This is a genomic window from Herbaspirillum sp. LeCh32-8, from assembly GCF_017814915.1.
Classification (GTDB): Bacteria; Pseudomonadota; Gammaproteobacteria; order Burkholderiales; family Burkholderiaceae_D; genus Herbaspirillum.
This window is the reverse complement of the sequence record NZ_JAGIPZ010000001.1, coordinates 263,451-290,185: the sequence shown is the minus strand read 5'-3', so window position 1 is coordinate 290,185 and position 26,735 is coordinate 263,451. Positions and strand designations below refer to the sequence as shown.

At 65.0% G+C, this 26,735-nt stretch carries 25 protein-coding genes; 11 read left to right on the top strand and 14 right to left on the bottom strand.

Annotated elements, in window-relative coordinates; translation table 11 throughout:
- Window positions 1-37 precede the first annotated feature (37 nt).
- From J8I26_RS01355 to parC, 6 genes are all read left to right on the top strand, one after another.
- Window positions 38-1,384, top strand: a complete 1,347-nt coding sequence (locus J8I26_RS01355; protein WP_209603348.1) for a hypothetical protein — start codon at window positions 38-40, stop codon at window positions 1,382-1,384.
- A gap of 4 nt (window positions 1,385-1,388) precedes the next feature.
- Window positions 1,389-2,597, top strand: a complete 1,209-nt coding sequence (locus tag J8I26_RS01350) for a hypothetical protein (protein ID WP_209603346.1) — start codon at window positions 1,389-1,391, stop codon at window positions 2,595-2,597.
- A gap of 246 nt (window positions 2,598-2,843) precedes the next feature.
- A complete protein-coding gene (locus tag J8I26_RS01345) occupies window positions 2,844-3,992 on the top strand; it encodes a branched-chain amino acid ABC transporter substrate-binding protein (protein WP_209603344.1) in 1,149 nt (382 codons plus the stop codon).
- Window positions 3,993-4,200: 208 nt separating this feature from the next.
- On the top strand, window positions 4,201-6,189 hold the full coding sequence (locus J8I26_RS01340; RefSeq protein ID WP_209603342.1) for a DNA topoisomerase IV subunit B: 1,989 nt from the start codon (window positions 4,201-4,203) through the stop codon (window positions 6,187-6,189).
- A 1-nt stretch (window position 6,190) separates the two neighbouring features.
- Window positions 6,191-7,108, top strand: a complete 918-nt coding sequence (locus J8I26_RS01335; RefSeq protein WP_209603339.1) for a lytic transglycosylase domain-containing protein — start codon at window positions 6,191-6,193, stop codon at window positions 7,106-7,108.
- Window positions 7,109-7,147: 39 nt separating this feature from the next.
- On the top strand, window positions 7,148-9,463 hold the full coding sequence (gene parC / locus J8I26_RS01330) for a DNA topoisomerase IV subunit A (protein WP_209603337.1): 2,316 nt from the start codon (window positions 7,148-7,150) through the stop codon (window positions 9,461-9,463).
- A 96-nt stretch (window positions 9,464-9,559) separates the two neighbouring features.
- Here the strand turns inward: parC and J8I26_RS01325 are convergent, their stop codons facing one another.
- The 6 genes from J8I26_RS01325 to J8I26_RS01300 form a co-directional block, all read right to left on the bottom strand.
- Entirely contained in the window at window positions 9,560-10,528 is a 969-nt protein-coding gene (locus J8I26_RS01325) for a chemotaxis protein (RefSeq protein ID WP_209603335.1), read from the bottom strand.
- Between the two features lie 219 nt (window positions 10,529-10,747).
- A complete protein-coding gene (locus tag J8I26_RS01320; RefSeq protein WP_209603334.1) occupies window positions 10,748-11,116 on the bottom strand; it encodes an Hpt domain-containing protein in 369 nt (122 codons plus the stop codon).
- A gap of 175 nt (window positions 11,117-11,291) precedes the next feature.
- Window positions 11,292-12,497, bottom strand: coding sequence for an MFS transporter (locus J8I26_RS01315; RefSeq protein WP_209603331.1), 1,206 nt, complete (start codon window positions 12,495-12,497; stop codon window positions 11,292-11,294).
- A 478-nt stretch (window positions 12,498-12,975) separates the two neighbouring features.
- Window positions 12,976-13,431 (bottom strand): Hsp20 family protein, encoded by a 456-nt coding sequence (locus J8I26_RS01310; RefSeq protein ID WP_209603329.1) that lies wholly within the window; start codon window positions 13,429-13,431, stop codon window positions 12,976-12,978.
- A gap of 168 nt (window positions 13,432-13,599) precedes the next feature.
- Window positions 13,600-14,217, bottom strand: coding sequence for an NAD(P)H-dependent oxidoreductase (locus J8I26_RS01305; protein WP_209603327.1), 618 nt, complete (start codon window positions 14,215-14,217; stop codon window positions 13,600-13,602).
- A complete protein-coding gene (locus tag J8I26_RS01300) occupies window positions 14,214-14,699 on the bottom strand; it encodes a GNAT family N-acetyltransferase (protein WP_209603325.1) in 486 nt (161 codons plus the stop codon). The genes J8I26_RS01305 and J8I26_RS01300 overlap by 4 nt, the downstream gene beginning before the upstream one ends.
- 98 nt (window positions 14,700-14,797) lie before the next feature.
- On the opposite strand from J8I26_RS01300, the gene J8I26_RS01295 reads away from it, so the two are divergent.
- On the top strand, window positions 14,798-16,243 hold the full coding sequence (locus J8I26_RS01295; RefSeq protein ID WP_209603323.1) for a PLP-dependent aminotransferase family protein: 1,446 nt from the start codon (window positions 14,798-14,800) through the stop codon (window positions 16,241-16,243).
- Between the two features lie 135 nt (window positions 16,244-16,378).
- Entirely contained in the window at window positions 16,379-16,831 is a 453-nt protein-coding gene (locus tag J8I26_RS01290; RefSeq protein ID WP_209603321.1) for a carboxymuconolactone decarboxylase family protein, read from the top strand.
- Between the two features lie 5 nt (window positions 16,832-16,836).
- On the opposite strand, the gene J8I26_RS01285 is transcribed toward J8I26_RS01290, so the two are convergent.
- A complete protein-coding gene (locus J8I26_RS01285; RefSeq protein ID WP_209603320.1) occupies window positions 16,837-17,685 on the bottom strand; it encodes a LysR family transcriptional regulator in 849 nt (282 codons plus the stop codon).
- 220 nt (window positions 17,686-17,905) lie between these two features.
- On the opposite strand from J8I26_RS01285, the gene J8I26_RS01280 reads away from it, so the two are divergent.
- Both J8I26_RS01280 and J8I26_RS01275 read left to right on the top strand, forming a co-directional pair.
- The gene (locus tag J8I26_RS01280) at window positions 17,906-18,289 is read left to right on the top strand and encodes a tautomerase family protein (RefSeq protein ID WP_209603318.1); all 384 of its coding nucleotides are present in this window, start codon (window positions 17,906-17,908) and stop codon (window positions 18,287-18,289) included.
- A 207-nt stretch (window positions 18,290-18,496) separates the two neighbouring features.
- On the top strand, window positions 18,497-19,558 hold the full coding sequence (locus tag J8I26_RS01275) for an MBL fold metallo-hydrolase (RefSeq protein ID WP_245200074.1): 1,062 nt from the start codon (window positions 18,497-18,499) through the stop codon (window positions 19,556-19,558).
- A gap of 120 nt (window positions 19,559-19,678) precedes the next feature.
- Here the strand turns inward: J8I26_RS01275 and J8I26_RS01270 are convergent, their stop codons facing one another.
- The 7 genes from J8I26_RS01270 to J8I26_RS01240 all read right to left on the bottom strand — a co-directional run bounded on the left by J8I26_RS01270 (window position 19,679) and on the right by J8I26_RS01240 (window position 25,048).
- Complete coding sequence (locus J8I26_RS01270) at window positions 19,679-20,008, bottom strand: DHCW motif cupin fold protein (protein ID WP_209603313.1); 330 nt, start codon at window positions 20,006-20,008, stop codon at window positions 19,679-19,681.
- A 15-nt stretch (window positions 20,009-20,023) separates the two neighbouring features.
- Entirely contained in the window at window positions 20,024-21,220 is a 1,197-nt protein-coding gene (locus J8I26_RS01265) for a PLP-dependent aminotransferase family protein (protein ID WP_209603311.1), read from the bottom strand.
- A gap of 157 nt (window positions 21,221-21,377) precedes the next feature.
- Window positions 21,378-21,836: a RidA family protein gene (locus J8I26_RS01260; protein ID WP_209603310.1), complete on the bottom strand. Its 459-nt coding sequence runs from the start codon at window positions 21,834-21,836 to the stop codon at window positions 21,378-21,380.
- Between the two features lie 207 nt (window positions 21,837-22,043).
- Window positions 22,044-22,964: a DMT family transporter gene (locus tag J8I26_RS01255; protein ID WP_209603309.1), complete on the bottom strand. Its 921-nt coding sequence runs from the start codon at window positions 22,962-22,964 to the stop codon at window positions 22,044-22,046.
- Between the two features lie 50 nt (window positions 22,965-23,014).
- Complete coding sequence (locus J8I26_RS01250) at window positions 23,015-23,629, bottom strand: LysE family translocator (protein ID WP_209603307.1); 615 nt, start codon at window positions 23,627-23,629, stop codon at window positions 23,015-23,017.
- A gap of 1 nt (window position 23,630) precedes the next feature.
- Window positions 23,631-23,993 (bottom strand): DUF2917 domain-containing protein, encoded by a 363-nt coding sequence (locus J8I26_RS01245; protein WP_209603305.1) that lies wholly within the window; start codon window positions 23,991-23,993, stop codon window positions 23,631-23,633.
- The gene (locus J8I26_RS01240; RefSeq protein WP_209603303.1) at window positions 23,990-25,048 is read right to left on the bottom strand and encodes a threonine dehydratase; all 1,059 of its coding nucleotides are present in this window, start codon (window positions 25,046-25,048) and stop codon (window positions 23,990-23,992) included. The genes J8I26_RS01245 and J8I26_RS01240 overlap by 4 nt, the downstream gene beginning before the upstream one ends.
- A 238-nt stretch (window positions 25,049-25,286) precedes the next feature.
- Here J8I26_RS01240 and J8I26_RS01235 point away from each other — a divergent pair, with 238 nt between their 5' ends.
- On the top strand, window positions 25,287-26,714 hold the full coding sequence (locus tag J8I26_RS01235) for a PLP-dependent aminotransferase family protein (RefSeq protein ID WP_245200073.1): 1,428 nt from the start codon (window positions 25,287-25,289) through the stop codon (window positions 26,712-26,714).
- Window positions 26,715-26,735: the final 21 nt, after the last annotated feature.

The window sequence follows — 26,735 nt, the reverse complement described above, 5'->3', positions numbered from 1 at the left end:
GTCCGGAAACAATCGTTCTCGGCTATGGATAAGAACATTGCCTGCAGTACTGGTCTGGGTGATCAGCCTACCGCCGCATCAGGCGAAAGCGCAGGATCGAGGCGACCGTTACATGCCCACGTCCAGCCGCTGCATCCCACCTCGCGCGGATACGCCTTCATCGCCCAATGGCGATGGTCGCTCCGGCTTTGCCCCTGCACGCGCCGCTGCGACCGAGGGTAGCAACGGGCCACCGGACAATGGATTTCCCGTGCCCGCCAGGCCCGATGCCCATGGTCAACAACTGGCGGGGCTGCCCGAGCCGGCCCGCCCCCGAACGGAGCAGCGCCAATGCGCCCAGTCCTGCGACACCGGTTATACGCTGGCAACGGGTGACGATCAGCAATGGTGGTGCCAACGCAGCAAGCCCCAGGCCATTCGCATGAGCGCGCCTCAAGAATTGAAGCCGGCCGGAATCGATGCCCCGTTTCAACTCAAACGCGACGGTAAGAACAAGCACACGCTCAATCCAGCCAAGCTGGCGCCATGGCAAGGTTCGTTGCTGATCGAGATCGTCGGCGCCGACGGCAAGCCATTGGCCGGTCAACCCGTGAAGCTGGCGCAGACCGTGGAAGACGACTCCGGCGGCCATCCCGAGCGTAAGCATAAAGGCCAGCGCCCGCTGGCTGTGCTCTTTGAGGACAAGAAGGCCCTGCCTGCTGACAAGCAAGGAGAGATCACTGCGCCCTTGGTCACCGATGCCCAAGGACGGATCAAGCTGTTTTTCTCCGCGTCGGAATTCACGGGACTGCATCGGCTCAAGGCGGAATGCGCGAAGGACGCTTGCGGTGTCGCGGAGGTAATGGTGACGGTAAAGGTGCCTGATCTGGCTCCGTATGAGCCGGCACCGGGAACGGCACAGTTGGTAGGTGGGAGCAATGAAAAGCATGAGCAAAGGCATTATTTAACCAAGACAGCCGCACGGAATCTGGACACAATAATTGAAGAGATGAATGAGGCCGGCTGGAAGCCGGTCGGGGTAAATGACGCCGCATTACCCTGGGGTGGCCTATTCGACATCGCGGGCAGCTGGAAACCCTCGCATTTCGATCATGGCGCAGGCACCGCCGTGGATATACGTACCAACGGCATTACCTTGGAAACCAAGGCGGCAACCTATAAAGATCAGTGCAGCGAATCCAAAGACCCCGGCGCACTCAGCAACAAACTCCCCGTCACCAAAATTCTCTGGCATGACGGTCCTCCTCGTGACATGGAGTATTTCCACGTCTATCTGGTCGGCACCGCCCCCAATGGCGCAGTAAAGAAAAGTTGCCAGGATGCAGGCAACTGGATGAACAAAGCCGAAGAAAAAGCGAAAACGACGGCAGAAAAGAAAGGATGACCTCATGAAACTTGCCACGCAATGCACCCTGATCCTGGCCTGCCTGTGCCAGCCTGCGTTCGCGCAGTCAACACCTGGTGCCGAATCGTCGCAAAGCAGCATCACCCCGCTCCCTGGCCGAAACGCCTGGCAAATCCGTGAGGTCGACACTGAGTCCGACAGTGTCAGAGCCTTTCGCTATGTCTTGCAAAACAAGATTGATCCTCTGATACGCAGCACCATCGATACGGACGAAGAGGGGCGGCAGTTCCTCTATCACTATCGGTTAAGCAATGGCAAACAGGCTGAGCAAAACATCGATTATTTCTGGATTTGCTGCGTGCCCCTGCAGGTTTTTATCATTCCGCCAGATGAGTCTTATCCTAAAAAAACAGGCGATAAGGTTAAAGACGAAGCGGCTATGAACGAGTGGCGTAAGCGCTCACGGGATGCCGCCAAACTCATCATAGGTGCCGGAAAAAGATATCTACGCACTCCAGAGGCATGGCGTCCTTCCCTCAAACAAGGCGACGGCAGCGCAGGCTACGGTTGGCTGCCACGTATCGACACAACCATTCCCACCGACAAACGGATTTATGGCATGCCTCCCGGCACCTGGGCCGAAGGTTTCGCGTTCCCCCGCCCCGAGCTGCCCGGCGTGAGAATGGCAAAGCTGCAGGGCTTCACCAAAAACGACCAACTTCCCGGCAGTTACGATATCGAGACAGAGGATCCCAAACTCAAGGCGGAGATTGCGGCAATCGCGCGCGCTGACGGACGGTGGATTCCCGTCCTCGCCCCAGTCCTCGGTGTCGCCGAACCGTTCAATGCGGCCGCCTTCGCCCGTCAGCTATGGAGCGAGATCGAAGACAAGTGGTACCGTGAAGATGACTATAGCCTGAGCTTGATGGCCCCCAAGACCTTCGCGCAGTTCCAGCAGGAATTCGGCCTTCTGTTGGCCGAACTGGAATCCAACCACAACGGAGCCGCCAAAGTCCGCACTGATCGCATGCTGGCACAGCTGGCGCAAATGACTGCACCCAACAGCATCACTTCCGAGAACGCCAGTGATGAGCAATCGACCAACGATACCGCGCCGTTGCCCACCACGCGCGGTCGCGTTACTGATCCTGACAACACCGACGCCGCTACTCATAACATCCACCGCGTCGCTGCACGCGCCCTGGTATTCAATCTTGCTTACCTGCGAAGACATTTACGCTCTGAGAAATAGTGTCGCTGGCTGCGCCGGGCGGCCACGACAAACGCATCCTGTCCATCGCGCTGGCGGTCGAGACCTTGCTCAAGAGCTGACGATTTCACTGCGCCAGGCAGCCCCGCACAACGCCGGCCCACGCGCCGGCGTTTGCTTTTTGCAAGCCCGCCATGCCGCGCATTGCCGCCCGGAAAGCCGCGCCGTTGCGGCATGTGCATGTACACTGACGGCCTTACGACAAGATCTTTCACAGGGAGGGGCTTCATGCGGCGCAATCTTGCATCACGCCTCGCGCCCGGCCGCATGGCCCGCGTTCTGTGCGTCGCCTTGGCCTGCCTGGCCGGCGGCACTGCAGCGGCCGAAGAGGTCATCATCGGCTGGGCCGGCCCCGAGCGGCAGCCGCATGCGCAAGCCTTGAAGCAAGGCGTGGAGCTGGCCATCGCCGAGGCCAACCAGCGCGGCGTGCAAGTCCAGGGACGCCGGCTCGAATTCAAGCTGCTGGCCTACGACGACAACGGCAATCCGAACGTATCCGGCTTTGCCGCACAGGCCCTGGTCACCGGCAAGGCGGTGGCGGTCGTCGGCCATTACACCACCGAGACCACGCTGGCCGGCGCCCAGGTCTACGCCGAGAAAGGCGTGGCCGAACTGGCGGTATTCTCGCCCAGCCCCAGACTGACCCAGATGGGTTACAAGAACGTGTTCCAGCTGATCGGCAACATCACCGACGCCACCACCTATATGACCGCGGCGGTGAACCGGATGGGCAGCGGCGAGCGGCGCCTCACGATTGCCTACAACGGCTCGATCATGGGCGCGGCGGTGGCCGACGCGCTGGAACAGGAGATGCGCAAGCAAGGCGGCCAGTTGGCCGGGCGCGTGTCGATCAGCGCACGTACTTCGGACTTCAACGCCGTGCTCAAGACGGTCAGGGACAACAAGGCCGACCTGCTCTACTTCGCCGGTATCCAGGAGCAGGCCTTCGCCTTGTCGCAGCGGCTGCGCGGCGCCAATCTGAAGGTGCAGTTGATGCTCTCGGGCGGCGCCTTCAATACCGACTTCTATAGCGGCGCCGGCGGCTATCGCGAAGGTACGCTGCTGATGGCGCACAACCGGCCGGAGTCGCAGCTGCCCGGCTTCGCCCGCTTCGAGAAAGCCTATACCGCCATGTTCCATGCGCCGGTGATGCCGTATGTCGCCAATGCCTACGACGCCGCGGGCATGGTGATCGAGGCGATACGGCGCGGCAACACCACCGAGCCGGTGGCGATTTCGGCGCAGCTGCACGCCATGAGCTACGAGGGCGTGACCGGGCGCATCGCCTTCGACGCCGACGGCCGGCTCCTGAATCCGGGCTACACGCTCTATGAAGTGAGCCAGAAGAAATGGAAGGTGGTGCGCAGCTTTCCCTGATTCGAAATTATCATTGAGTCAATATTTCAAAAAGGCAATCTCCTGACTCCCGGAATTTTCATTAGAATGCGTTTTTGCAGCGCAGCGCCGACCCGCCCTTGCGGCCAGCGCGGCCTCTGCGCCAGCAATAGCGGCAACAACCGCTGCAACAACGGCGACACCCAGACCACAACTATCCGGCATCCACAGGCCACGACTACTGAACTGCATGGCAACCAAGAAAACATCCCTGTCCGACTACAGTGAATCATCGATCCGCGTCCTCAAGGGACTGGAGCCGGTCAAGCAGCGCCCGGGCATGTATACCCGGACGGAAAACCCGCTGCACATCATCCAGGAAGTCATCGACAACGCCTCCGACGAGGCGCTGGGCGGCTATGGCAAGAGCATCCACGTCACCCTGAACGCCGACGGCAGCGTCTCGGTCGAGGACGACGGCCGCGGCATTCCGGTCGGCCTGCACCCTGAAGAAAAGGTGCCCACCGTCGAGATCGTGTTCACCCGCCTGCACGCCGGCGGCAAGTTCGACAAGGGCTCGGGCGGCGCCTATGCGTTCTCCGGCGGCTTGCACGGCGTCGGCGTGTCGGTCACCAACGCCCTGGCCACGCGCCTGGAAATCACCGTCTGGCGTGAAGCCGGCGTACACACGCTGGCCTTCTCCGGCGGCGACGTCATCGAGAAGCTGAAATCGCGGCCCGCCACCCGTGAAGACAAGAAGTCCGGCACGCGCGTGACCGTCTGGCCGGATGCCAAATATTTCGACTCGCCGGCCATCCCGCTGGGCGAGCTGCAGCGCCTGCTGCGCTCCAAGGCGGTGCTGCTGCCGGGCGTGAAGGTCACGCTGACCAACGCCAAGAGCGGCGACAGCCAGAGCTGGCAATACGACCAGGGCCTGCGCGGTTACCTGATGGAGCAGCTGGCCCAGACCGGCAACGGCGAGACCCTGATCCCGCTGTTCGAGGGCGAACAGTTCGCCGGCAAGGACGCCGAAGGCTTTGCCGAGGGCGAAGGCGCCTCCTGGGTGGTGGCCTGGACCGAGGAAGGCGCGGTGGTGCGCGAGTCCTACGTCAACCTGATCCCCACCTCCAACGGCGGCACCCACGAGTCGGGCCTGCGCGAAGGTTTGTTCTCGGCCGTGAAGAGCTTCGCCGAGATGCATTCGCTGTTGCCCAAGGGCGTCAAGCTGCTGGCCGAGGACGTGTTCGCACGGGTTTCCTTTGTGCTCTCGGCCAAGGTGCTGGACCCGCAATTCCAGGGCCAGATCAAGGAGCGCCTGAATTCGCGCGACGCCGTGCGCCTGGTGGCCGGCTACTCGCGCCCGGCGCTGGAGCTGTGGCTGAACCATCACGTCGACTACGGCAAGAAGCTGGCCGAGCTGGTGATCAAGCAGGCGCAAAGCCGCCTGCGCTCGGCGCAGAAGGTCGAGAAGAAAAAGTCTTCCGGCGTGGCCGTGCTGCCCGGCAAGCTGACCGACTGCGAATCCTCGGACGTGTCGCGCAATGAACTGTTCCTGGTCGAGGGTGACTCCGCCGGCGGCTCGGCCAAGATGGGCCGCGACAAGGAATTCCAGGCCATCCTGCCGCTGCGCGGCAAGGTCCTGAACGCCTGGGAAACCGAGCGCGATCGCCTGTTCGCCAACAATGAGATTCACGATATTGCGGTGGCCATCGGCGTCGACCCGCACGGCATCAACGACACCCCCGACCTGACCGGCCTGCGCTACGGCAAGATCTGCATCCTGTCCGACGCGGACGTCGACGGCTCGCACATCCAGGTGCTGCTGCTGACGCTGTTCTTCAAGCATTTCCCCAAGCTGATCGAAAACGGCAACATCTGCGTGGCACGCCCGCCGCTGTATCGCGTGGACGCCCCCGCGCGCGGCAAGAAGCCGGTGCAGAAACTCTACGCGCTGGACGACGGCGAGCTGGAGGCCATCGAAGACAAGCTGCGCAAGGACGGCCTGAAGGAAGGCGCCTGGAGCATTTCCCGCTTCAAGGGCCTGGGCGAGATGAACGCCGAGCAGCTGTGGGAAACCACCATGAACCCCGACACCCGCCGCCTGCTGCCGATCAGCTTCGGCGAACCGGGCGTGCAGACCTCGGAAGAGCGCTTCAACATGCTGATGGGCAAGGGCGAGGCCGCCTCCCGCCGCGCATGGATCGAAGAGCACGGCAACGAGGCCGAAGCGGATATCTGACATGCCAATCCCGGCGCCGCGCGGCACGCTCCGCACGCTGGCCCGCACCCTGCTGCTGACGGGTGCGGGCCTGCTGCTGTGCGCGCCGCCGGCGCAGGCCCAGCGCATGGTGACCTATACCGACGCCGACGGCGTGTCGCACACCCATGCGGAGAAGGAAGCGGTCGCCGACAGCAAGAGCATCGTCTATCGCTACACCGATGCGCAGGGCGTGGTGCACTTCTACGCCGAGCGCGTCGACGATCGCGATCAGCTCATGGCCAGCAGCGCGGCCACGCTGAACCATCACGGCAAGGAGGCCAAGGCCACCGCCGCCGATCCGCCGTTCGTGCGGACCATGATGGCCCATCCGGACGCACGCAAGTACGACCAGCTGCTGAGCCAGGCCTCGGGCGAATTCGGCGTGGACGCGGCGCTGCTCAAGGCGGTGATGACGGCGGAGTCGGGCTTCAACGCGCGCGCCGTCTCGACCAAGGGCGCAGTCGGCCTGATGCAGGTGTTGCCGGCCACGGCCGAGCGCTACGGCCTGCAGGGCGACCGCCGCAAGAGCCTGCACCAGAAACTGACCGACCCGAAGATCAACATCCGCCTGGCCGCGCGCTACCTGCGCGACCTGATGGCGATGTTCCCGCAGCACGCGGAGCTGGCGATCGCCTCCTACAATGCCGGTGAAGGCGCGGTGCAGAAGTACGGCAACAAGATCCCGCCCTATCCCGAGACCCAGGGCTATGTGCGGCTGGTGTCGCGCTTTTACCAGCTGTATCGCCCGCCCAGCGCGGCCGAACTCGCCGCCGGCGCGCGCGCCGCGCGCCTGAAAGTCACGCTGCCGCCGCACACGCCGGGCGCGGCCGCGCCCGAGGCTCCGCCGCCGCAGGCCATCGCCGGCGCGGCAAGCCCGCTGAACGATCAACACGATTAACCCGATCAATATTCAATACTCAGTCTGCAACCAAGACACATGACCGAACAAGCCAACCTGTTTGAACAGACCCCGCCTGCGCCGGACGGCGACTCGCTGACGCTGTCGACCTTCGCCGAGCGCGCCTACCTCGACTACGCGATTTCCGTGGTCAAGGGCCGCGCCCTGCCGGACGTCGCCGACGGCCAGAAGCCTGTGCAGCGCCGCATCCTGTACGCGATGAACGAGCTGGGCCTGAACGCCACCGCCAAGCCGCGCAAATCCGCCGCCGTGGTCGGCGACGTGCTGGGCAAGCTGCACCCGCACGGCGACCAGTCGGTGTATGACGCGCTGGTGCGCATGGCCCAGGATTTCTCGCTGCGCTATCCGTTGATCGACGGCCAGGGCAACTTCGGCTCGCGCGACGGCGACGGCGCCGCGGCGATGCGCTACACCGAAGCGCGCCTGACCCCGATCAGCAAGCTGCTGCTCGATGAAATCGACATGGGCACGGTGGAGTTCCAGCCCAACTACGACGGCGCCTCCGAAGAGCCGCGCCTGCTGCCGGCGCGCCTGCCCTTCCTGCTGTTGAACGGCGCCTCCGGCATTGCGGTGGGCATGGCCACCGAGATCCCCTCGCATAACCTGAATGAAGTGGCGAAGGCGGCGGTGGCGATGATCCGCAACCCCAAGATCACCCATGCCGAACTGATGGAACTGGTGCCCGGCCCCGACTTCCCCGGCGGCGGCCAGATCATCACCCCGAAATCCACCATCGCCGAGATGTACCAGAGCGGCCGCGGCAGCATGAAGGTGCGCGCGCGCTGGAAGATCGAAGACCTGGCGCGCGGCCAGTGGCAGGCGGTGATCACCGAGCTGCCGCCGGGCGTGTCCTCGCAGAAGGTGCTGGAAGAAATCGAGGAGCTGACCAATCCCAAGATCAAGCTGGGCAAGAAGTCGCTCACGCCGGAACAGCAGTCACAGAAGGCCGCCATCCTCGGCCTGCTCGACGCGGTGCGCGACGAGTCCGGCCGCGAAGCACCGGTGCGCCTGGTGTTCGAGCCCAAGTCCAAGAACCAGGACCAGACCGAGTTCATGAACACGCTGCTGGCCCAGACCTCGCTGGAGAGCAACGCCTCGCTGAACCTGGTGATGATCGGCGGCGACGGTCGCCCGCGCCAGAAGAGCCTCACCGACATCCTGACCGAGTGGATCAGCTTCCGCTTCGAGACCGTGACCCGTCGCACGCAATTCCGCATGCAGAAGGTCAACGACCGCATCCACATCCTGGAAGGCCGGGAAGCGGTGCTGCTCAACATCGACAAGGTCATCCGGATCATCCGCGAGTCGGACGAACCCAAACCGGCGCTGATCGACGCCTTCAAGCTGTCCGACCGCCAGGCCGAGGACATCCTGGAAATCCGCCTGCGCCAGTTGGCGCGCCTGGAAGCGATCAAGATCCAGCAGGAGCTGGCCGAGCTGCGCAGTGAAAAGACCACGCTGCAGGACCTGCTCGACAACCCGGCCTCGATGAAGAAGCTGGTCATCAAGGAAATCGAAGGCGACGCCAAGCAGTACGGCGACGCGCGACGCACCATCATCGAAGAAGCCGAGCGCGCCACCTTCGAGCAGAAGGTGATCGATGAGCCGGTGACCGTCATCATTTCGCAAAAGGGCTGGGTGCGCGCGCGCACCGGCCACGGCCATGACGCCGCGCAGTTCACCTTCAAGGCCGGCGACGGCCTGTACGGCGCCTTCGAGTGCCGCACGGTCGACAACCTGCTGGCCTTCGGCTCCAACGGCCGGGTCTACACCATCGCCGTGAACGCCCTGCCCAACGCGCGCGGCGACGGCGTGCCCGTCACCACGCTGATCGAGCTGGCCAGCGGCAGCAACATCCTGCACTACTTCGCCGGCCCCGCCGACACCACCCTGCTGCTGGCCTCCGACGCCGGCGCCGGCTTCGTCGCCAAGGCCTCCGACATGTTCGGCCGCGTCAAGGGCGGCAAGGCCTTCTTCACGCTGGACGAAGGCGCCCTGCCGCTGGCGCCGCGCGCAGTCGCCGCCGACGCCGGCGCCGTCGCCTGCCTCTCGGGCAACGGCCGCCTGCTGGTGTTCGGCCTGGACGAAATGAAGACCCTGTCCTCGGGCGGACGCGGCGTGAACCTGATGGAGCTGGAGAAGAACGAGAAGCTCCTGGGCGCCCAGGCCATCAGCCAGAAGGGCGTGCTGGTCTACGGCGCCGGTCGCGGCGGCAAGGCGCAGGAAGTGTCGCTCTCGGCAACCGCGCTGGGCCTGCATATCGGCAAGCGCGCGCGCAAGGGCAAGGCGCTGGAATCGAAGATCAAGCCGGCCGGCCTGAGCGCCCTGGCTTAAGCTTGAACGCCACACTGCCGACATGCGGCGGGCGCAGCGCCAAAAGAAAACGGCCCCCGATTTGCATCGGGGGCCGTTTTTCTTTGCGCGACGTCGTTACGCCACGCTCAATACCTTTTGCACCACCGCCGCGAAATCGGACGGCGAAAACTTCGCGATGTAACCGTCGGCGCCGACCGTTTTCACATGATCCTCGTTGGCGCTGCCGGTGAGCGAAGAGTGAATGACCACCGGAACGTGCTTCAACTTTTCATGCGTCTTCACGCGTCGGGTCAAGGTGAAGCCGTCCATCTCAGGCATCTCCAGGTCGGTCAGCATCAGCGCCACCTTGGAGGAGATCGGGCAGTTTTCCTTCTCCGCCTCGCGCGCCAGCGCTTCCAGCTTTTCCCAGGCCTCGCGCCCGTTCTTGGCCATCACGAAGGGCAGCTTGAGTTCCTTCAGGCTTCCTTCGATCAAGGCGCGCGCCACGCGCGAATCGTCGGCGGCCACCACCACGGCGCCCGGCTGCAGCTGGATGCCGGCCCCGATCTGCGGCAGGTCGGCGACGCTTTCCTTGGTCGGCGACACCAGGTCGAGGATGTGCTCGACATCCAGCACCTGCACCAGCGTGCTGCCGCCGTCGGGCGCGCTCAGGCGCGCGATGCTGGTGACCACGTCGCTGGCGCTGCGCGACTCGGCCGGCAAGACCTGGCTCCAGTCCAGGCGGGCAATATCTTCCACCGACTGCACCGCGAACGCCTGCGTGTGACGCGCGAACTCGGTGATCAACAGGATGCCGGGTTCGGCCAGCGGCTCGCAGCCAGCGATGGCGGGTAAATCGATGACCTGCATGATCTGTCCGCGCACATTGACCATGCCCAGCAGCGGCGGCCGCATGCCGGCCGGCTTGGTGATCTGCAGCGCCGGCACGATCTCGCGCACCTTGAAGACGTTGATGCCGAACAGCTCGCCCTCACCCGGGCTGTTGTCGCCGACAGGACGCCCCAGCCGGAACAGGAGCAGCTCGAACTTGTTGTTGGCGGTCAGATTGGTCCGCTCATCAATTTCTTGCTGAAAAGAATCCATGCTTTCTCCCTGTTAAGTATTGTGTGGGCGCCATATTGTGCGGATCGCACGGCGGGACAACCATCATTCTTGGTCAGGAAGCGCAGTCGGGCAATGAGGTTTTTCCTGATGGCGCTGGAGCATCCATGAAAAAAGGGTTACCGGCGCAATGCCCGTAACCCTTTGTCATGTTGCCGCCCGCGTCATTACTCCGGCCGGCGGCCGGCGCATCAAGCCTGCTCAGTGCGGCACGCCCACTTGCTCCACGTACTGGCTGACCTCGGCCGCCACGGCGTTGAACAGTTTCTTGAGCGACGGCAATTGCGGCTGGGCACTTTGCGGCGGCTCCGCCTTGGAGAGCTGCTCGATGGCCTTGAGCTGGTCCGTCAACGGGCCGGCCCCGACCAGGGCGGTCATGCTCTTGAGGCTGTGGGCTTCGCGCTTGACCTGGGCCGCATCGTCCGCGGCGATGGCGGCTTCCAAGCGGCCGAAGGTGGCCGGGGCGCTCTTGGCGAAGGTGCCGAACATGTGGCGACAGGCGCCGGCGTCGCCGCCCATGGCTTCAAGCAGCGGCTCCGGATTGATGTGCTGGTACGGATTGTCATTCATGCGTTTCTCCCTGTGTCCGACGCAATATACGCATGCATTGCATGTTCATTAACGTGTTGGACGCCGGCGCGGCGCGGCGGTTCGCGGCGCGCCGCGTCTTGGTCGGCTTTTCATCGTAACGTAACCAAGCACGTAACCGGCGTCAACCGAAAGTCACGTTCCGCGCGGAAATAAGTCAGCCTTGCGCCACACTGGCGGGCTTTTGTGGGCGGCTTGTTGCCATTACGACCAGTGATGCAACGCAGGCCAGCGTGCCGGCAAGAAATGCCGCCGGATAACCGTACCAGCCGATCACGACACCGACGATGGGCCCGGTCAGCCCGGAGGCCACATCGATGAAGGCCATGAAACAGGCCACCGCGATCCCGCGCGAATGCGCCGGCACGCGCGCCATCGCCTGCACGCCCATGGACGGGAACACCAGCGAGAAGCCGATGCCGGTCAGCACCGATCCGGCCAGCGCCGCCATCGGGTCATGCGCCAGCCACAGCAGCACCTGTCCGCACAACTCGATGGCCACCGACACCGCGCCCACCCGGGCGCCGCCGATCTTGTCGGGCAGGTGGGCAAAGAACAGGCGCACGCCGATGTAGCCCGCCGAGAACCCGAGGATGGCGTAACCGGCGCCCTGCCAGCCATAGCTGCCGTACAGCAACACCAGGAAGCTGGTGAGGATGGCAAATGGCATGGCCGACAAGGCCAGCGCCAGCCCGAAGCGCCAGATCAGCGCCAGCGCGCCGGTGAAGGACAAGCCCTGCACATGGCCGCGCGTGACCGCCAGCGCGGACAGGCAACGCGCCACCGCGAAGCCGACCAGCGGCAGCAGGATGGTGCTCCAGGCCACGCCGGCAAAACCGAAGCGCTGCTGGATCGCCACGCCCAGCGGGCCGCCGATGCCCAATGCCGCGAACATGGCGATGCCCTGCCAGGCCATCACCTTGCCGGTCTTGGCGATGCCGACGCGGCCGATACCCCAGGTCATGGTGCCGGTCAGGAACAGGCTCTCGGCCGGCCCCATCAGCAGGCGGCCCAGCGTCAGCACGGCAATGCTGCCCGCAGGGTCGGCGACATATGTGGATGCCAGGTACAGCAGCCCGGCGCAGGACGCCAGCGGCAAACCCAGTGACACCGACTGTTTCGGCCCGTGGCGATCGCACCAGGAGCCGGCGAACTTGCGCGTGAGGATGGTGGCGAAGGACTGGATGCCGACGATCCAGCCGACCACCGCCGCGCTGTAGCCCAGCGTGCCGTTCACATGCAGCGGCAAGGCCGGCAGCGGAATGCCGATGGCGAGGAAGCCGGAGAAGATGATGACCACCAGCGGCAACAGGTTGCGGGCGGCGGAGCGTTCATGCAGGTTGGTATGGAGGTTCATGGACATGATCAGCCTCGCTGAGCGGATGCGCGCTGCGCCGTGCGACGCGAGAGCAGGATGAGGGAAAGGAAGCAAGCGCAGCCCGTGGCCTTACGGACCAAGGACGATGCGATCGTCGATGCGGGTGCAACTGAGGGAGAAGCGTGGCCGGGGCGGGACAGGAATTGCGGCGGCAGGAAGTGTCGTTTCAAGTGATCACCATAGCGTCATGGCATCGCATGCGGACGAAGTCGCAGTAGGCAGGCGATGCCGGATGGACGCGTTGGTTGACGTGAACGCTTACGTATTTCCACGTGCGGCCGGGCGGCCTCGTGAAAATATTTGCGGCGATTATACATAAATTGCCGCGGGTGTTCATCCGTGTGTGCCGATGATGCCTATCGCACTGCCGCCCTTGCTTTTGCGCGCGACAGCAATATGGCCGGACGAAAAAAAGCCCGCACACGGCGGGCTTTTCTCACGACAGGATTGAAACGTCGGCGACTCAGGCAGCGGCGCGATCCAGACGTTGCACGTTACCGTCGTTCACGCCGATTTCGATCTTGCGCGGCTTGAGCGCTTCCGGGATCTCGCGCACCAGTTCGATGTTGAGCAGGCCGTTTTCCAGGTTCGCGCCGACCACCTTGATGTGGTTGGCCAACTGGAAGCGCTGTTCGAAATCGCGGGCCGCGATGCCGCGGTGCAGGAAGTTGACTTGCTGCTCTTCCTTCTGCTTGCGGCCGATGATCTTCAGGGTTTCGTTCTCGGTCTCGATCTCGATTTCACCGCGGGCAAAGCCGGCGACGGCCATCGTGATCCGGTATTTGTCTTCGGCCACCAGTTCGATGTTGTACGGCGGGTAGCTGGGCTGATCAGCGCGCTGGGCATTGTCAAACATCTGGGCCAGGCGATCGAAGCCGATAGCGGTGCGGTACAGGGGGGAGAAGTCGAAGCTACGCATAAAATATCCTTTCAGGTAAGCGATGATTTGTTGGCAGACCTCGCGTTTGAGCATCTGCTGGTACCGATCTAGGGACGCGCTTTTTTCTTTTCAAGGGAATATTTTCAAAAAAAATCCGGCGACCTCAGCCGCCGGATTTTTCTGTGCTTTTCTGGTGTGAATGCCGCATCAGGCCCTTGAAAACGCCGTATCCAGCACCATGGAAATACGTTCCCGTTCTGCCCTCACCATGTCCGCGCCGGCCGCCAGGCCCTCCATGCTGTAGAAGCGCACGTCATGCAGGCCGATGGTGGCCAACGCCACCTTCAGATAGGGCGTGAGGAAGTCAGCCTGGCGCGCGCCGGATCCGGAGAAGCGTCCGCCCGACACCACGCCGACGTAGACCGGCCGGTCGCGCAGCAAGCCCGCCTTGCCGTCGGGCGTGATGGCAAAGGTGCGGCGCACGCGCACCACATGGTCGATCCAGGCTTTCAGCGTGGAGGGCACGGTGTAGTTGTGCATGGGTGTGCCGATCACCACCACGTCGGCCGCCTCCAGTTCGCGGATCAATTGTTCCGACGTGGCCAGCGCGCCGCCGGCCGCGTTCTCGTCGCCGGCGTAGACGGGTGAGCCGAGCGCGTCGGCGTACTCGCTGTCAACGTGGGCGATGGGGTCGACGTAGAGGTCGCGCACACGCACTTCGGCGGCGGCGCTGCGGCGTGCAACCTGCCCGACGATCTGCTGCGACAGCCACCATGCGTTGGACGTTTCCCTGCGCGGGCTGGCGGAAAGATGCAAGATCTTCATTGCGCGCTCCCGACCGGTTTGCCGAAGCGCAGCGCCCCGGTCAGCATGCCCTGGCGGAAGTAGAAGCGTTGCGCCAAGGTGTTGGCCATACCGGTGTCCAGCACCACGCGCGCCACGCCGGCCTGCGCCGCCACCTCGTCCACTGCTTTCAGCAGGCGCTCGCCCCAGCGCTTGCCGCGCTGTCCCTCGGCCGACACCAGGTCGTCGACGTAGAGGAATTTTCCGTAGACCAGGTTTTCCTGGAAGCGGTAACCGGCCAGCGCGACCACGCGGCCCTCCTCCCAGGCGGCGAGGATGCGATAGCTTTCATCGGCAGCGCGGCCGATGCGTTGCATGAAGTCGTCTTCGTCTTGCAGATGCGGGCGCAGCTCGTGCATCACCGGGAAGCAGGCGCGCTTGTCGGCGTCGCTGTCGGCGTGGCGCAGGGCGGCGTCGGCGATGCGCCATTGTGTTTGTGTCAAGTCCGGCAGGCGGGTGCCCATGATGGTCCTTTCGGTTGAGATGCGATATTGAACAGCGCTCATCCTAATGGCCGGATGGCATAATCGGCAGAGCCAAGAAATGACATTTGGACTGGACCATGAAAACCACCGCCGCGCACGATTTCCTGCAGCTCACCCCGGGCACCGACGAGCCCTACTACCGCCAGATCTATACCCGCCTGCGCAGCGCCGTGGCTGACGGCCTGCTCAAGCCGGGCGACCGCATTCCCTCGGCGCGGGCGCTGGCGGCGGAGCTGGGACTGGCGCGCGGCACCGTGGAGAGCGCCTATTCGCTGCTGGCCGCCGAAGGCTATATCGAGTCGCGCGGCCAGGCCGGCACCGTCATCGCCGCCGGGCTGCAGATGCGTGCGTCGCTTTCCCTTTCGGCAACACCAGCCATCGCCGCCGCTCCCGCCCCTTACGATTTCGATAACCCGGCGCGCGCGCTCCTCACCGTACCGCGCCCGTTCCAGATGGGCGTGCCGGCGCTGGATGCCTTCCCCCGCAAGATCTGGGCGCGCATGGCGGCACGCGCGGCGCGCGCCACCCAGCCGGTCGACATGCTGTATCCGCCGCCGGCCGGACTCGCCGCGCTGCGGGTGGAGATCGCGCGCTATCTGCAACTCGCGCGCGGCTTGTCGTGCGCGCCGCAACAGGTGTTCATCACCGCCGGCTACCGCGACTCGCTGGACCTGGTCACGCGTGCCCTGCTCACGCCGGGCGACAAGGTGTGGGTGGAGGATCCCGGCTATCCGCCTACCGGCGCGCTGCTGCGCGCGGCGGGCATGCAACTGGTGGGCGTGCCGGTCGACGGTGACGGCCTGCAGGTGGCCGAGGGCGTGCGCATGGCGCCCAAGGCGCGCGCCGCGGTGGTTACGCCGGCCCACCAGAGCCCGATGTGCACGGCGCTATCGCTACAGCGGCGCATCGAGCTGCTGGACTGGGCCGCGCGCAACAAGGCCTGGGTCGTCGAGGACGACTACGACGGCGAATACCGCTACGTGAGCCGTCCGCTGCCGGCGCTCAAGAGCCTGGACCGGGATGATCGCGTGCTGTACGCCGGCACCTTCAGCAAGGTGCTGTTCCCCGCCATCCGGCTGGCCTATCTGGTGGTGCCGTTGTCGCAGGTGGCGCGCTTCGAGGAGGTCGCCATGCAGTTTTCAGGCGGCAGCCCGGCGCTGACCCAGCGCATCGTCGCCGACTTCATCGCCGAGGGGCATTTTGCCCGCCACATCCAGCGCATGCGCCGCCTGTACGCCGAGCGGCGCGACGCGGCGGCGGCCGGGCTGGAAGCGGTGCTGGGCCAAGCCATGCGGGTCGAGTCCGGACCGGGCGGCATGCACCTGCTGCTGCGCCTGCGCGGCCGCCGCTCCGACCGCGCGCTAGCCGAGAAGATGCGCCGCGACGGCATGTTCAGCCGCGCCCTGTCCGAGTGCGCGCTGCAGGCGCGCGACCTGCCGCCGACACTGATGCTGGGCTTCACCAACATCGAGTCGCGTCGGCGCGCGCAGGAACTGGGAAAGCGCATTCTGGCGCTGCTGTAAGCGCTGCCGTCGACGCTGCATGACATATCTCATGGCCCATATGAAATAGCTATTCTTGGCACTTTTCTTATGGGCCATCGATCCGCATGATGGAGGCTTCCGATCTTCCACAAACTCCAGATGAAAGGCCACGCCATGAGCAAGCGCATCGACATGTACAAGAACGCCACCGAACCCTACAACGGCCTGCTGGCCGTCAACACTTACCTGAAAAACTGCAGCCTGCCGGCCGACCTGGTGGAGCTGGTGTTCCTGCGCGTCTCGCTGATCAACGGCTGCGCCTATTGCATCGACAAGCACTCGCGCGACCTGCTCAAGAGCGGCATGAGCGTGGACAAACTGGTGCTGGTGCCGGTCTGGCATGAAGCCGGCAAGCTGTTCTCCGAGCGCGAACAGGCAGCGTTGGCCTGGGCCGAGGTGGTCACGCGCATCGAGCAAACCGCCGCGCCGGACGCCGACTACGACGCCGTCACTGCGCACTTCAACGAGCGTGAATTCTCCGAACTCACCATGGCCATTGCATTGATGAACGCCTTGAACCGCATGGCCATCAGCGGCCGCATGCCGCCCCAGGCGGCAAAGCACTGATCCGGCTATGCCGCCTTCAGCGCGGCCACCAGGGTGCGCAAGGCCTCGCGCGTACGCGCCTCCTTCAGGCGCGAATGCAGCATCACCTGCGCCAACGGCAAGCTGGGCAACCCGAGCCGGGCGCCGACCTCGACGGCGCCGGCCGGGGCCGAGCGATGCAGCAGCGCCGCCACCGCCAGCCCGGCGTTGATGGCCGCGCCGATGGCCTGGATGCCGCCGCCCACAAACACTTCCCGCCAGGCGATGCCCGCCTCGTCCAGTCGCGCCAGCGAGAGCTCGCGGATGCGGCAGGTGGTCGAGAACGTCGCCACCTTCAGGAGGTTATCGCCCGTGCGGCAGTCGCCATGCGGCGCGGCAAACCAGCCCAGCCGCTCCTCCATCACCAGCTCGCCGCCCTGGTCCTGCGGTTCGCGCCGCACGATGGCCGCGTCCAGGTCACCGCGCTCGAAGAGCTGCAGAAGGTCGCGCGAAGAGCCGATCCTGACCTCGATCACCACGCCGGGATCGTAGCTGTTCACCTGCGCCAGCACCTGGGCAAAGCCGCTGCCCACCACATGGTCGCTGATGCCCACCGAGAAACGCGCCGCGCCCTGGTTCAACTGCCCCAGCGCGCGCTCGTGCGCGGCCAGCAGCTCGCGCGCGGCCGGCAGGAAATGCTGGCCTTCGGACGACAGCCGCACCAGCCGCGGCGTGCGCTCCAGGAGGCGGCGCGCCAGGCGCTGCTCCAGCTTCTTCAACTTAAGGCTGATCGCCGATTGCGTGCTGTCCAGCGCCTCGGCGGCGCGCGTGAAACTTTGCATGTCCGCCACCAGCACGAAGGCCTGGACGGCGTCGAGGTCGAGTGTCTTTTCCATGGGATCCCTTCCCTGCTTGCTTGCATGCATGCATGCATTGCGTTGTACCGCGAATGATTTCAAAATCAAATCACTGAAATACTTATCCAGTTATTTTTTTAATGATTTGCCGAAGGTAGCATGCTTCTCATCGGCTTGCAGGACAGATCGTCGCTTCTGAATCGTCTGGCGGGCCGGCTGCCGTCAACTCGTTATCAACCTGTCATCAAAGGAGATCGCCATGCCCCTCGTCCGAGTATCCCTGCTGCGCGGCAAGCCGCGCGCCTACCGTGCCGCCATCCTGGAAAACATCTACCAGGCCATGCTGGAAAGCTTCAACGTGCCCAAGGACGACCAGTTCATGGTGCTGAGCGAACACGATCCGGAGGAGCTGGTGTTCAACCGCAGCTACATGAACATCGCGCGCTCCGACGACTTTGTGCTGATCCAGCTGACGGTCAGCAACACGCGCACGCAGGAGCAGAAGAACGCGCTGTTCAAGCGCATCGTCGAGCGGCTGGGCGAGGATCCCGGCGTGCGCCCGGAGGACGTCATGATCAGCCTGATCGAGGGCGACAAGGGCAACTGGTCCTTCGGCCACGGCATCGCGCAATACGTGGTGTAGATCTGCTCCGATGGGAGCGCCGACGCGCTTCTTCGCTGCACCGGCGCGGCCGAGCTGCTAGGATGTCGCTCATTGACATTGCCTGCTGCAGCGCCGCTGCCGCCTCCCATGCCGACTCATTTGCCGCAAAAAAAACCTTCCTTGTTTGCATTGCCCCGTCGCCGCACGCTGCGCGCAGCCGGCGTCGCGACGCTGGCCGCCGTCCTGCTGACCCTGGCCGCGACCGGCTGCTCCTCCTCCAGCAAATACTACGATCCGGCCAAGTCCAACCGCACTGAAACGGGTTTTCGCAACAACTACCCGCAGCCTGAACGCGCGTCCGTCTGGAAGTGGCAGTGGGAGCGCCTCACCCAGGGCCTGCCCAAGCCGCCGGCCAATCATTACCAGTTCCCGGTGGTCAAGCCTGACCTGGCGTGGCTCAAGGGCAACCGCAAGTCGCCCAGCGTGACCTGGATCGGCCATGCCACGGCGCTGCTGCAGATCGGCGGCAAGAACGTGCTGACCGACCCGATGTTCTCCGAACGCGCCTCGCCGTTTTCCTTCATCGGCCCCAAGCGCAAGGTGGCCTTGCCGGTGCAGATCGGTGAACTGCCGCACATCGACGTGGTGGTGATCTCGCACAACCACTACGACCACCTGGACCGCGCCAGCGTCGAACAGCTCAACCTGCAGCCGGGCGGCCCGCCGCTGTTCCTGGTGCCCCTGGGTCTGCGCGAATGGTTCAACGACATCGGCATCACCAATGTGCGCGAGATGGACTGGTGGGACAAGCTGTCGATGAACAGCCTGGACATCTACTTCGTTCCGGCGGCGCACTGGTCGGCGCGCGGCCTGTTGGACCGCTCGGAAACACTGTGGGGCGGCTGGGTGTTCCGCAACCTGAAGATGCCGGCTACTACCGAGACGGCGGCCTCCGAGCAAAGCGATGCCTATTCGGTCTACTTTGCCGGCGACACCGGTTACTCCAAGGATTTCCGCGACATCGGCGAGCGCTTCGGCCGTTTCGACCTGGCGCTGATTCCGATCGGCGCCTATGCCCCACGCTGGTTCATGCAGAACCAGCACGTCGACCCGGCACAAGCGGTGCAGATTCACGAAGACGTGCGCGCCAAGCGTTCCATCGGCGTCCACTGGGGCACCTTCGAGCTGGCCGACGAGCCGCTGGACGAGCCGCCACAAAAATTGGCGGAGGCGCTGAAGGAAGCGAAACTGCCGGCCGACCAGTTCATCACCCTGCAGCATGGCCAGACGCTAAAGCTGGACGAGTAGACGAGCAGGCGCGCAAGCGCTCATGCCGGTGTCAGGCGCGATCCTGCGCGGGCCCTGACCGGACCCGCAATGAAAAAAGCCCGCATCGTTTGATGCGGGCTTTTTTTGATGCCGAACAACTCAGTCGACGATGAAGAGCTTGGCGCCCACCGCAGTCGACGAACGATGCGGCTCGGCATTGTCGGCCACCTGGTAGCTCACGCCGGGCTTCAGGACGAAGCTGCGGCCGTCCTCCAGTTCGGTGTGCAGTTCACCTTCCAGGCACAGCAGCACATGGCCTTTCACGCACCAGTGGTCGGCCAGGTAGCCCGGCGTGTACTCCACCATGCGCACCCGGATATCGCCGAACTTGCAGGTGCGCCACAGCGCCTTGCCGGTGATGCCGGGATGCTCGGTGGCCTCGATCGCGCTCCAGTCGGTGGTGCCGAAGGGCAGGTTCTCGATCTTCATCGAACCCGTCCCCGATTACAGCTTGGAGGCGATCAGCTTGCCCAGGCGCTCCATGCCGGCGCGGATCTGTTCCGGCGGCACGGTGACGAAGGACAGGCGCAGCGTGTTGTGCTCGGCGGTATTGGCGAAGAACGGCGCGCCCGGCACGAAGGCGACCTTTTCCTTTTCCACCGCTTCGGCCAGCAGCGCGCTGGCGTCGATATGCTTGGGCAGCGTGACCCAGACGAACATGCCGCCTTCCGGCTTGCTCCAGGAGCAGCCGGCCGGGAAGTACTGCTGCAGCGCGTCCAGCATGGCCTGGCACTGGTCGCCGTAGAGCTTGCGGATAGTCGGCACATGCTGGTCCAGGAAGCCGTCCTTGATCGCCTCGTACACCACCATCTGGGTCAGCTGGGCGGTGTGCAGGTCGGTGGCTTGCTTGGCCTGTTCCATCTTCAGGATCAGCGGACGCGGGGCGACCACGTAACCCAGGCGGATGCCGGGGGTCAGGACCTTGGAGAAGGAACCCATGTAGATCACGCCCGACGGGTTCATCGACAGCATCTTGGGCAGCGGTTCGTTGCGGTAGCTCAGCGCGCCGTACGGATCATCTTCGATCAGCGGCAGGCCCAGGCGGGCGCAGGTTTCGACCAGCTTCAGGCGACGCTCGGTGGGCAGCGTGCGGCCGGTCGGGTTCTGGAAGTTGGGCAGCGAGTACAGCATGCGCGCGCCGTCGGCGATGGCTTCGATGGCTTCCGGCTGGAGGCCGTTTTCATCGCTGGGCACGGATTCGAACTTGGCGCCGTACAGCGCGAAGGCTTGCAGCGCGCCCAGGTAGCTGGGGGTCTCGACCAGCACCTTGCTGCCCTCGTCGACCAGCACCTTGCCCAGCAGGTCCAGGCCCTGCTGCGAACCGGACACCATCAGCACCTGCTCGGGCAGGATCTGGGCGCCGTCGGAAGACAGCGAGCCGGCGATCCATTCGCGCAGCGGCAGGTAGCCGTCGGTCGGGCCGTATTGCAAGGCGGTCTTGCCTTGCTGGGTCAGCACGCGGTCGAACGCGGCCTTCATGTGTTCCACCGGGAAGGTCTGCGGCGACGGCAGGCCGCCCGCGAAGGAGGTGATGTCGGGACGCATCGTCACCTTCAGGATTTCGCGGATGGCCGAGCTTTGCATCTTTTCGGCACGGTCAGAGAATTGCCATTGCAGCGGAGCGGGATTTTCGAGTTTCATGATGTTTCTGCTATGTGGTGATGGCGACCGGCCGCGGTAAAAAAGGCCCGGCGGAAAAAATCCCGGTCGCTTGTTCTGTCGTTGTCGCCACGCGGTGGGCCGACGAACCGTCCGGCTTCTGTCGGCCGGAGCGGCTTGCTGCGAACTTGCGCGATCGTCAGGCGATCTCGGCGATCATTTCGATCTCGACGCAGGCGCCCATGGGCAGCTGCGCCACGCCGAAGGCGGAACGGGCATGCTTGCCGGTTTCGCCGAAGACTTCGCCGATCAGTTCGGAAGCGCCGTTGGTCACCAGGTGGTGTTCGGTGAATTCGCCGGTCGAGTTGACCAGGCTCATCAGTTTGACAATGCGCTTGACCCGGGTGAGGTCGCCGCCGCAGGCCGCCTGCAGGGTAGCGATCAGATCGATCGCCACTGCACGTGCGGCCTGCTTCGCATCTTCGGTGCCGATGTCGCGTCCAAGCTGGCCGACCCACACCTTGCCGTCCTTCTTGGCCAGGTGGCCGGACAGGAAGACGGTGTTGCCGGTCTGCGCATACATCACATACGCCGCCGCCGGGGTCGCCACGGCAGGCAGTTCGATGTTCAGTGCTTTCAGCTTTTCATAAACGGACATGCAGTACTCCTTGTGTTGCATCGTCTCCGCATTGTGCGGTTGCCCGGGCGGGACGCTGCTCGTTAAGAAAAATAAGAGGTCGATTATCTCAAATATCCGGACTTTTAGCCCGACAATTGCGGCTCGCAATGCGCCCGCCCGCGCGCTTCCCGCCTGGCAGGAAGCCTGCCGCAGCCGCCTGCGCCGCTCGCTTTGCCCGCCGCCCGGCTAGCGCCGCACCGCCATGCGGCGACCGACGCCCACCACCGCGATCACCGCCAGCGCGAACAAAAGGTTGCTCGCATCCAACGCTTCCCCCGCAATCACCGCCGCGCCCAGCAAGCTCATGAAGGGTTGCAACAATTGCACCTGCCCCACGCGGGCGATGCCGCCCAGCGCCAGTCCCTTGTACCAGAAGAAAAACCCGATAAACATCGAGAACAGCGACACGTAGCCGAACGCCAGCCACGACGCCGGCGATGCCGACACGCCGTACTCCCAAGCCAGCCAGGCCGACACCGGCGCCGTCACCGGCAAGGACACTACCAGCGCCCAGGCGATCACCTGCTGGCCGCCCATGCTCTGCGACAAGCGTCCGCCTTCGGCATAGCCCATGGCGGCCGTGACCACCGCGGCGAACAACGCGAAATCGGCCAGGTGGAAGCTGCCGCCGCCCTCGCGCAGGGCGAAGCCGATGACGATGGCCGAACCCGCCAGCGCCGCCAGCCAGAAGCCGGCCGAGGGCCGCTCGCCGAAGCGCAATGCGCCGAACAGCGCGGTCGCCAGCGGCAGCAGGCCGACCACCACCGCGCCCTGCGCGGCCGGCACGTAGCGCATCGCAATCGAGGAAAACAGGGGAAAGCCGACCACCACGCCCAGCGCCGTGATGACCAGCCCGCGCAACTGCTGCGCGTTCGGGCGCGGCGCGCGCATCCACAGCAGCAGCGCCAGCGAACACAGCCCCGCCACCACCGCGCGCCCGAAGGCGACGAAGGCAGGATTGAGTTCGGCCACCGCAATGCGCGTAAACGGCAAGGTCAGGCTGAACACGGCCACGCCGATCAGCCCCAGCCACATGCCCTTCGATTCGTTGCCCGGGCTCTTGCCCGCGACCACCTGCCCGCTGCCTGATTTGGGTTGCGCCTGCATGCTTGCCGCTCCTCCTGAATGTTTTTATTTGCTGCCGGATGATCGAAAGGTCAAAGCCAGATCGCCAGCGCCGAGTACACCGTCAGCAGGATCATCGTGACCGCGAACACCGAGCGCCACAGCGGCCGCTCCAGATAACGCCGCAGCATTGCGCCTGCGCCGGCCCAGACCGAGACGCATGGCAGGTTGATTCCGCAGAAGACCAGGCAGTAGATCAAAATCGCCAGCCACACAGGATGGTTATGCAACATCGGCATGAAGGCCGACGCGCCGGTCACCGCCATCACCCAGGCCTTGGGATTGGCGAACTGGAACACCGCGGCGGCCCAGAACGACATGGGGCGTCCCCCGCCGGCAGCCTCGCCCGTCCCGGCGGCTGTACCGGCCACGCGCATGGCGCGCAACTGCCAGGCCAGATACAGCAGGTAGGCCGAACCCGCCGCCTTGAGCAGCAACACCAGTTGCGGCAGTGCGATCACCACCGCGCCCATACCGAATGCGCATAAGGCCAGCAGTACGCCAAAGCCGAACGTGATGCCCAGCATGTGCGGCACCGAGCGCTGGAAGCCGAACCAGATGCCGGACGAAGTCAGCATGATGTTGTTCGGCCCCGGCGTGATGGAGGAGACGAAGGCGAACGAGATCAGCGGCAGCAAGGCGTCCATCTCAGCGCCTCTCACCGCCATGCAGCAAGGCCGAAGCATTGCCGCGCACACCGTGGCACAAGGCGTGCCCCAGCCCGCGCAGGCCGGCCCGGCACAGGCGCAGCCAGGCGCGCGCGGTTTGTAGCGCCACCGGCTCGATGCGCAGGCTGGAGAGATGATCGGCCTCGATCACCACCAGCGCCCCGGGCAGCAGGACCATGGCCGCCCCCGGCTCCAGCCAGAAGTCTTCGGCGCGCCCCTCCTGCGTCACCCACACGCGGCCATGGCGCAACCTGATCTCGCACACCTGCGCCACGCGGCCGGCGCGCACCTGGCGCCGCTGCAGCGTCAGCTCGAAGGGCAGATTGCCGGTTTCCGGATTCATGCGCTTCTCCTTTGCGGCGACGGCGCCTGGGCCGGCGCCTGCAATACATCGGTGACGTGCGATGGGCGCGCCAACACGCGGGCGAACACATCATGGTCGACATTGCCGCCCGACAGCGTCACGCCGATCTTGCGGCCGCGCAGCTTGCCGCCCATCTGCAGCGCTGCCGCCAGCGCGCAGGCGCCCGCGCCTTCGGCCACGTTGTGGGTGGCGATGAAGAACAACTTCATTGCGTCCATCACTTCGTCATCGGTGACCGCGATCACCTCATCGACCTCGGCGCGCAGGACCGCCAACGAGGCCTCGTCCGGCACGCGGCAGGCAACGCCGTCGGCGATCTGCGTCGACACCGGCGACGCGATCTTCGCGCCCTGCTCGAAGGACAACTTGTAGGCCAGCGCATGCGCCGAGACCACGCCGATCACGCGCGTCTTCAAGCCCAGCGCGTTGCGCGCGGCCACCGCGCCGCACATGCCCGAACCCTGCCCCACCGGCACAAACACCACGTCCAGATCCGGTTGGGCATTGAACAGCTCCATCCAGTAGGTCGACACACCGGCCACCAGGTCGCGGTGGTAAGACGGGATCATGTGCAGCTGACGCTCCTGCGCTAGGCGCTGCGCGTACTCGCGGCTCTCTTGGAATTCGCTGCCGTGCTCCACCAGCGACACGCCCAGCGCGCGCATGGCGGCGTTCTTTTCGCGGCTGTTGCCTTCGGGGACGACGATAGTGGCGTCGATGCCGAAGCGCGCCGCGGCCAGGCCGACCGACTGGCCGTGATTGCCGCGGGTGGCGGAAATCACGCCGGCCGGCTGCGGCTGCCGGCGCGCCAGCTTGTCCATGTACACCAGGCCGCCGCGCACCTTGAAGGCGCCGGTCGGCGCGTGGTTCTCGTGCTTGACCCAGACCTGGGCGCCCAATGCCTGGTTCAGCAAGGGCCAGCACAGTTGCGGCGTCGGCGCCATTGCGCCGTACACCACCGCGGCGGCCTGCTCGATCTCGGCGCGGCTGGGCAGCAGCTCGCGAGCGGCGTGGGTGGCTTGGGCAATGGTCATGGCGTCTCCTCGGTTGGCTTTTGCAATCTCGTCAACAAGGCCGGACACAGAACGATCAGCCTTGCAATGGAAGCCATCGTAGCGGACAATACCAGTACAGTACCTATACAGTTATTCAAATAACTCCAAACATTGTCACGGCAAAATGACCAATACAGTGAAACGTCCCCGCAGCGCGTTGCACACCGCCGGCGCCGCCAACGAACCGGGCAACGACGCCGCCCTGCCTGCCTGGCCGATGCTCTCGCGCGAAAGCGGCGACTCGCTGGTAGAACAGATCGTGCGCGGCATCCGTTCGCGCATCGACGACAAGCTTCTGCGCTCCGGCGCGCGCATGCCGTCGATCCGCCAGTTCGCCGACACCCACGAGGTATCGCGCTTCACCGTGGTGGAGGCCTATGACCGGCTGGTGGCGCAGGGCTTCCTGGAGTCGCGCCGCGGCTCGGGCTTCTACGTGCGGGAACGCTCGCCGATGGCCGGCGGCTATCACGGCGCCGGCGTCGACGCAGCGCGCGCGGCCGCCGCGCACGACAGCGACGGCGCGCTGGACGTGGTCTGGCTGGTGCGCAACATGTTTCGCCAGATGCCGCCGGCCAAGATGCCCGGCGGCGGCCTGCTGCCGGCCGACTGGCTGGACGGCGAGCTGATCGCCAACGCGTTGCGCGCGATCAGCCGCGACAACCCTTCCCTGCTGCTGGGCTACGGCACGCCGCAAGGCTTCCTGCCGCTGCGTCATCAGCTGCAGCTGAAACTGGCCGAACTGGAAATCGCCGCCGCGCCCGAACAGATCGTCATGACCACCGGCGTCACCCAGGCGCTGGACACGGTGGCGCGCCACTTCCTGCGCCCCGGCGATGTCATCTTCGTCGATGATCCGGCCTGGTTCCTGATGTTCGGCTCCTTCGCCGCGCTGGGCGCCAAGGTGGTCGGCATCCCGCGCCTGGCCGACGGCCCCGACATCGCCCGCCTGACCGAGCTGGCGGCCTTGCACAAACCCAAGCTGTACGTGATCAACTCGGTGCTGCACAACCCCACCTCGACCTCGATGTCGGCGGCCAAGGCCTTCCAGCTGCTGCGCGTGGCCGAAGAGCACGACTTCATCATCGTCGAGGACGACATCTATTGCGACATGCACCCGGGCGCGCCGGTGCAGGCGGCCACGCGCATCGCCGCGCTCGACCAGCTGCACCGGGTGATCTACCTGGGGGGATTTTCAAAGACGCTGTCGGCCAACCTGCGCGTGGGCTTCATCGCCACCTCGGCCGACCTGGCGCGCCAGCTGGCCGACCGCAAGATGCTCTCCACCCTTACCACCGGCGAAATCGGCGAACGGGTGGCCTACAAGGTGCTGTCCGAAGGCCACTACCGCAAGCACACCGAGCGCCTGCGCACGCGGCTCAACAGCGCGCGCGACAAGGTGGCGCGACAGTTGGAGAAGTTGGGCGTGGATGTGGGCGAACAGCCGCCTTGCGGCATGTTCCTGTGGGTGGACGCGCGCTGCGACACCAACGTGCTGACCGAAAAGGCCATGGAGCACGGCTTCCTGCTGGCGCCGGGCAGCCTGTTCTCCCCTTCCCAGCTGCCTTCTACGCGTATGCGCATCAACGTCGCCAGCATGGCCGACCCGGGGATCTGGCGCTTCCTGGAAAAGGAACTGGGACGCTAAGCCGTCAATGCCGCCGCATCC

What these genes read in the sequence shown, in the direction of transcription:
- J8I26_RS01350 (WP_209603346.1), top strand. Translation starts at nt 1,389, where the DNA reads ATGAAACTTGCCACGCAATGCACCCTGATCCTGGCCTGCCTGTGCCAG.
- J8I26_RS01345 (WP_209603344.1), top strand. Translation starts at nt 2,844, where the DNA reads ATGCGGCGCAATCTTGCATCACGCCTCGCGCCCGGCCGCATGGCCCGC.
- J8I26_RS01340 (WP_209603342.1), top strand. Translation starts at nt 4,201, where the DNA reads ATGGCAACCAAGAAAACATCCCTGTCCGACTACAGTGAATCATCGATC.
- J8I26_RS01335 (WP_209603339.1), top strand. Translation starts at nt 6,191, where the DNA reads ATGCCAATCCCGGCGCCGCGCGGCACGCTCCGCACGCTGGCCCGCACC.
- parC (WP_209603337.1), top strand. Translation starts at nt 7,148, where the DNA reads ATGACCGAACAAGCCAACCTGTTTGAACAGACCCCGCCTGCGCCGGAC.
- J8I26_RS01325 (WP_209603335.1), bottom strand. Translation starts at nt 10,528, where the DNA reads ATGGATTCTTTTCAGCAAGAAATTGATGAGCGGACCAATCTGACCGCC.
- J8I26_RS01320 (WP_209603334.1), bottom strand. Translation starts at nt 11,116, where the DNA reads ATGAATGACAATCCGTACCAGCACATCAATCCGGAGCCGCTGCTTGAA.
- J8I26_RS01315 (WP_209603331.1), bottom strand. Translation starts at nt 12,497, where the DNA reads ATGTCCATGAACCTCCATACCAACCTGCATGAACGCTCCGCCGCCCGC.
- J8I26_RS01310 (WP_209603329.1), bottom strand. Translation starts at nt 13,431, where the DNA reads ATGCGTAGCTTCGACTTCTCCCCCCTGTACCGCACCGCTATCGGCTTC.
- J8I26_RS01305 (WP_209603327.1), bottom strand. Translation starts at nt 14,217, where the DNA reads ATGAAGATCTTGCATCTTTCCGCCAGCCCGCGCAGGGAAACGTCCAAC.
- J8I26_RS01300 (WP_209603325.1), bottom strand. Translation starts at nt 14,699, where the DNA reads ATGGGCACCCGCCTGCCGGACTTGACACAAACACAATGGCGCATCGCC.
- J8I26_RS01295 (WP_209603323.1), top strand. Translation starts at nt 14,798, where the DNA reads ATGAAAACCACCGCCGCGCACGATTTCCTGCAGCTCACCCCGGGCACC.
- J8I26_RS01290 (WP_209603321.1), top strand. Translation starts at nt 16,379, where the DNA reads ATGAGCAAGCGCATCGACATGTACAAGAACGCCACCGAACCCTACAAC.
- J8I26_RS01285 (WP_209603320.1), bottom strand. Translation starts at nt 17,685, where the DNA reads ATGGAAAAGACACTCGACCTCGACGCCGTCCAGGCCTTCGTGCTGGTG.
- J8I26_RS01280 (WP_209603318.1), top strand. Translation starts at nt 17,906, where the DNA reads ATGCCCCTCGTCCGAGTATCCCTGCTGCGCGGCAAGCCGCGCGCCTAC.
- J8I26_RS01270 (WP_209603313.1), bottom strand. Translation starts at nt 20,008, where the DNA reads ATGAAGATCGAGAACCTGCCCTTCGGCACCACCGACTGGAGCGCGATC.
- J8I26_RS01265 (WP_209603311.1), bottom strand. Translation starts at nt 21,220, where the DNA reads ATGAAACTCGAAAATCCCGCTCCGCTGCAATGGCAATTCTCTGACCGT.
- J8I26_RS01260 (WP_209603310.1), bottom strand. Translation starts at nt 21,836, where the DNA reads ATGTCCGTTTATGAAAAGCTGAAAGCACTGAACATCGAACTGCCTGCC.
- J8I26_RS01255 (WP_209603309.1), bottom strand. Translation starts at nt 22,964, where the DNA reads ATGCAGGCGCAACCCAAATCAGGCAGCGGGCAGGTGGTCGCGGGCAAG.
- J8I26_RS01250 (WP_209603307.1), bottom strand. Translation starts at nt 23,629, where the DNA reads ATGGACGCCTTGCTGCCGCTGATCTCGTTCGCCTTCGTCTCCTCCATC.
- J8I26_RS01245 (WP_209603305.1), bottom strand. Translation starts at nt 23,993, where the DNA reads ATGAATCCGGAAACCGGCAATCTGCCCTTCGAGCTGACGCTGCAGCGG.
- J8I26_RS01240 (WP_209603303.1), bottom strand. Translation starts at nt 25,048, where the DNA reads ATGACCATTGCCCAAGCCACCCACGCCGCTCGCGAGCTGCTGCCCAGC.
- J8I26_RS01235 (WP_245200073.1), top strand. Translation starts at nt 25,287, where the DNA reads ATGCTCTCGCGCGAAAGCGGCGACTCGCTGGTAGAACAGATCGTGCGC.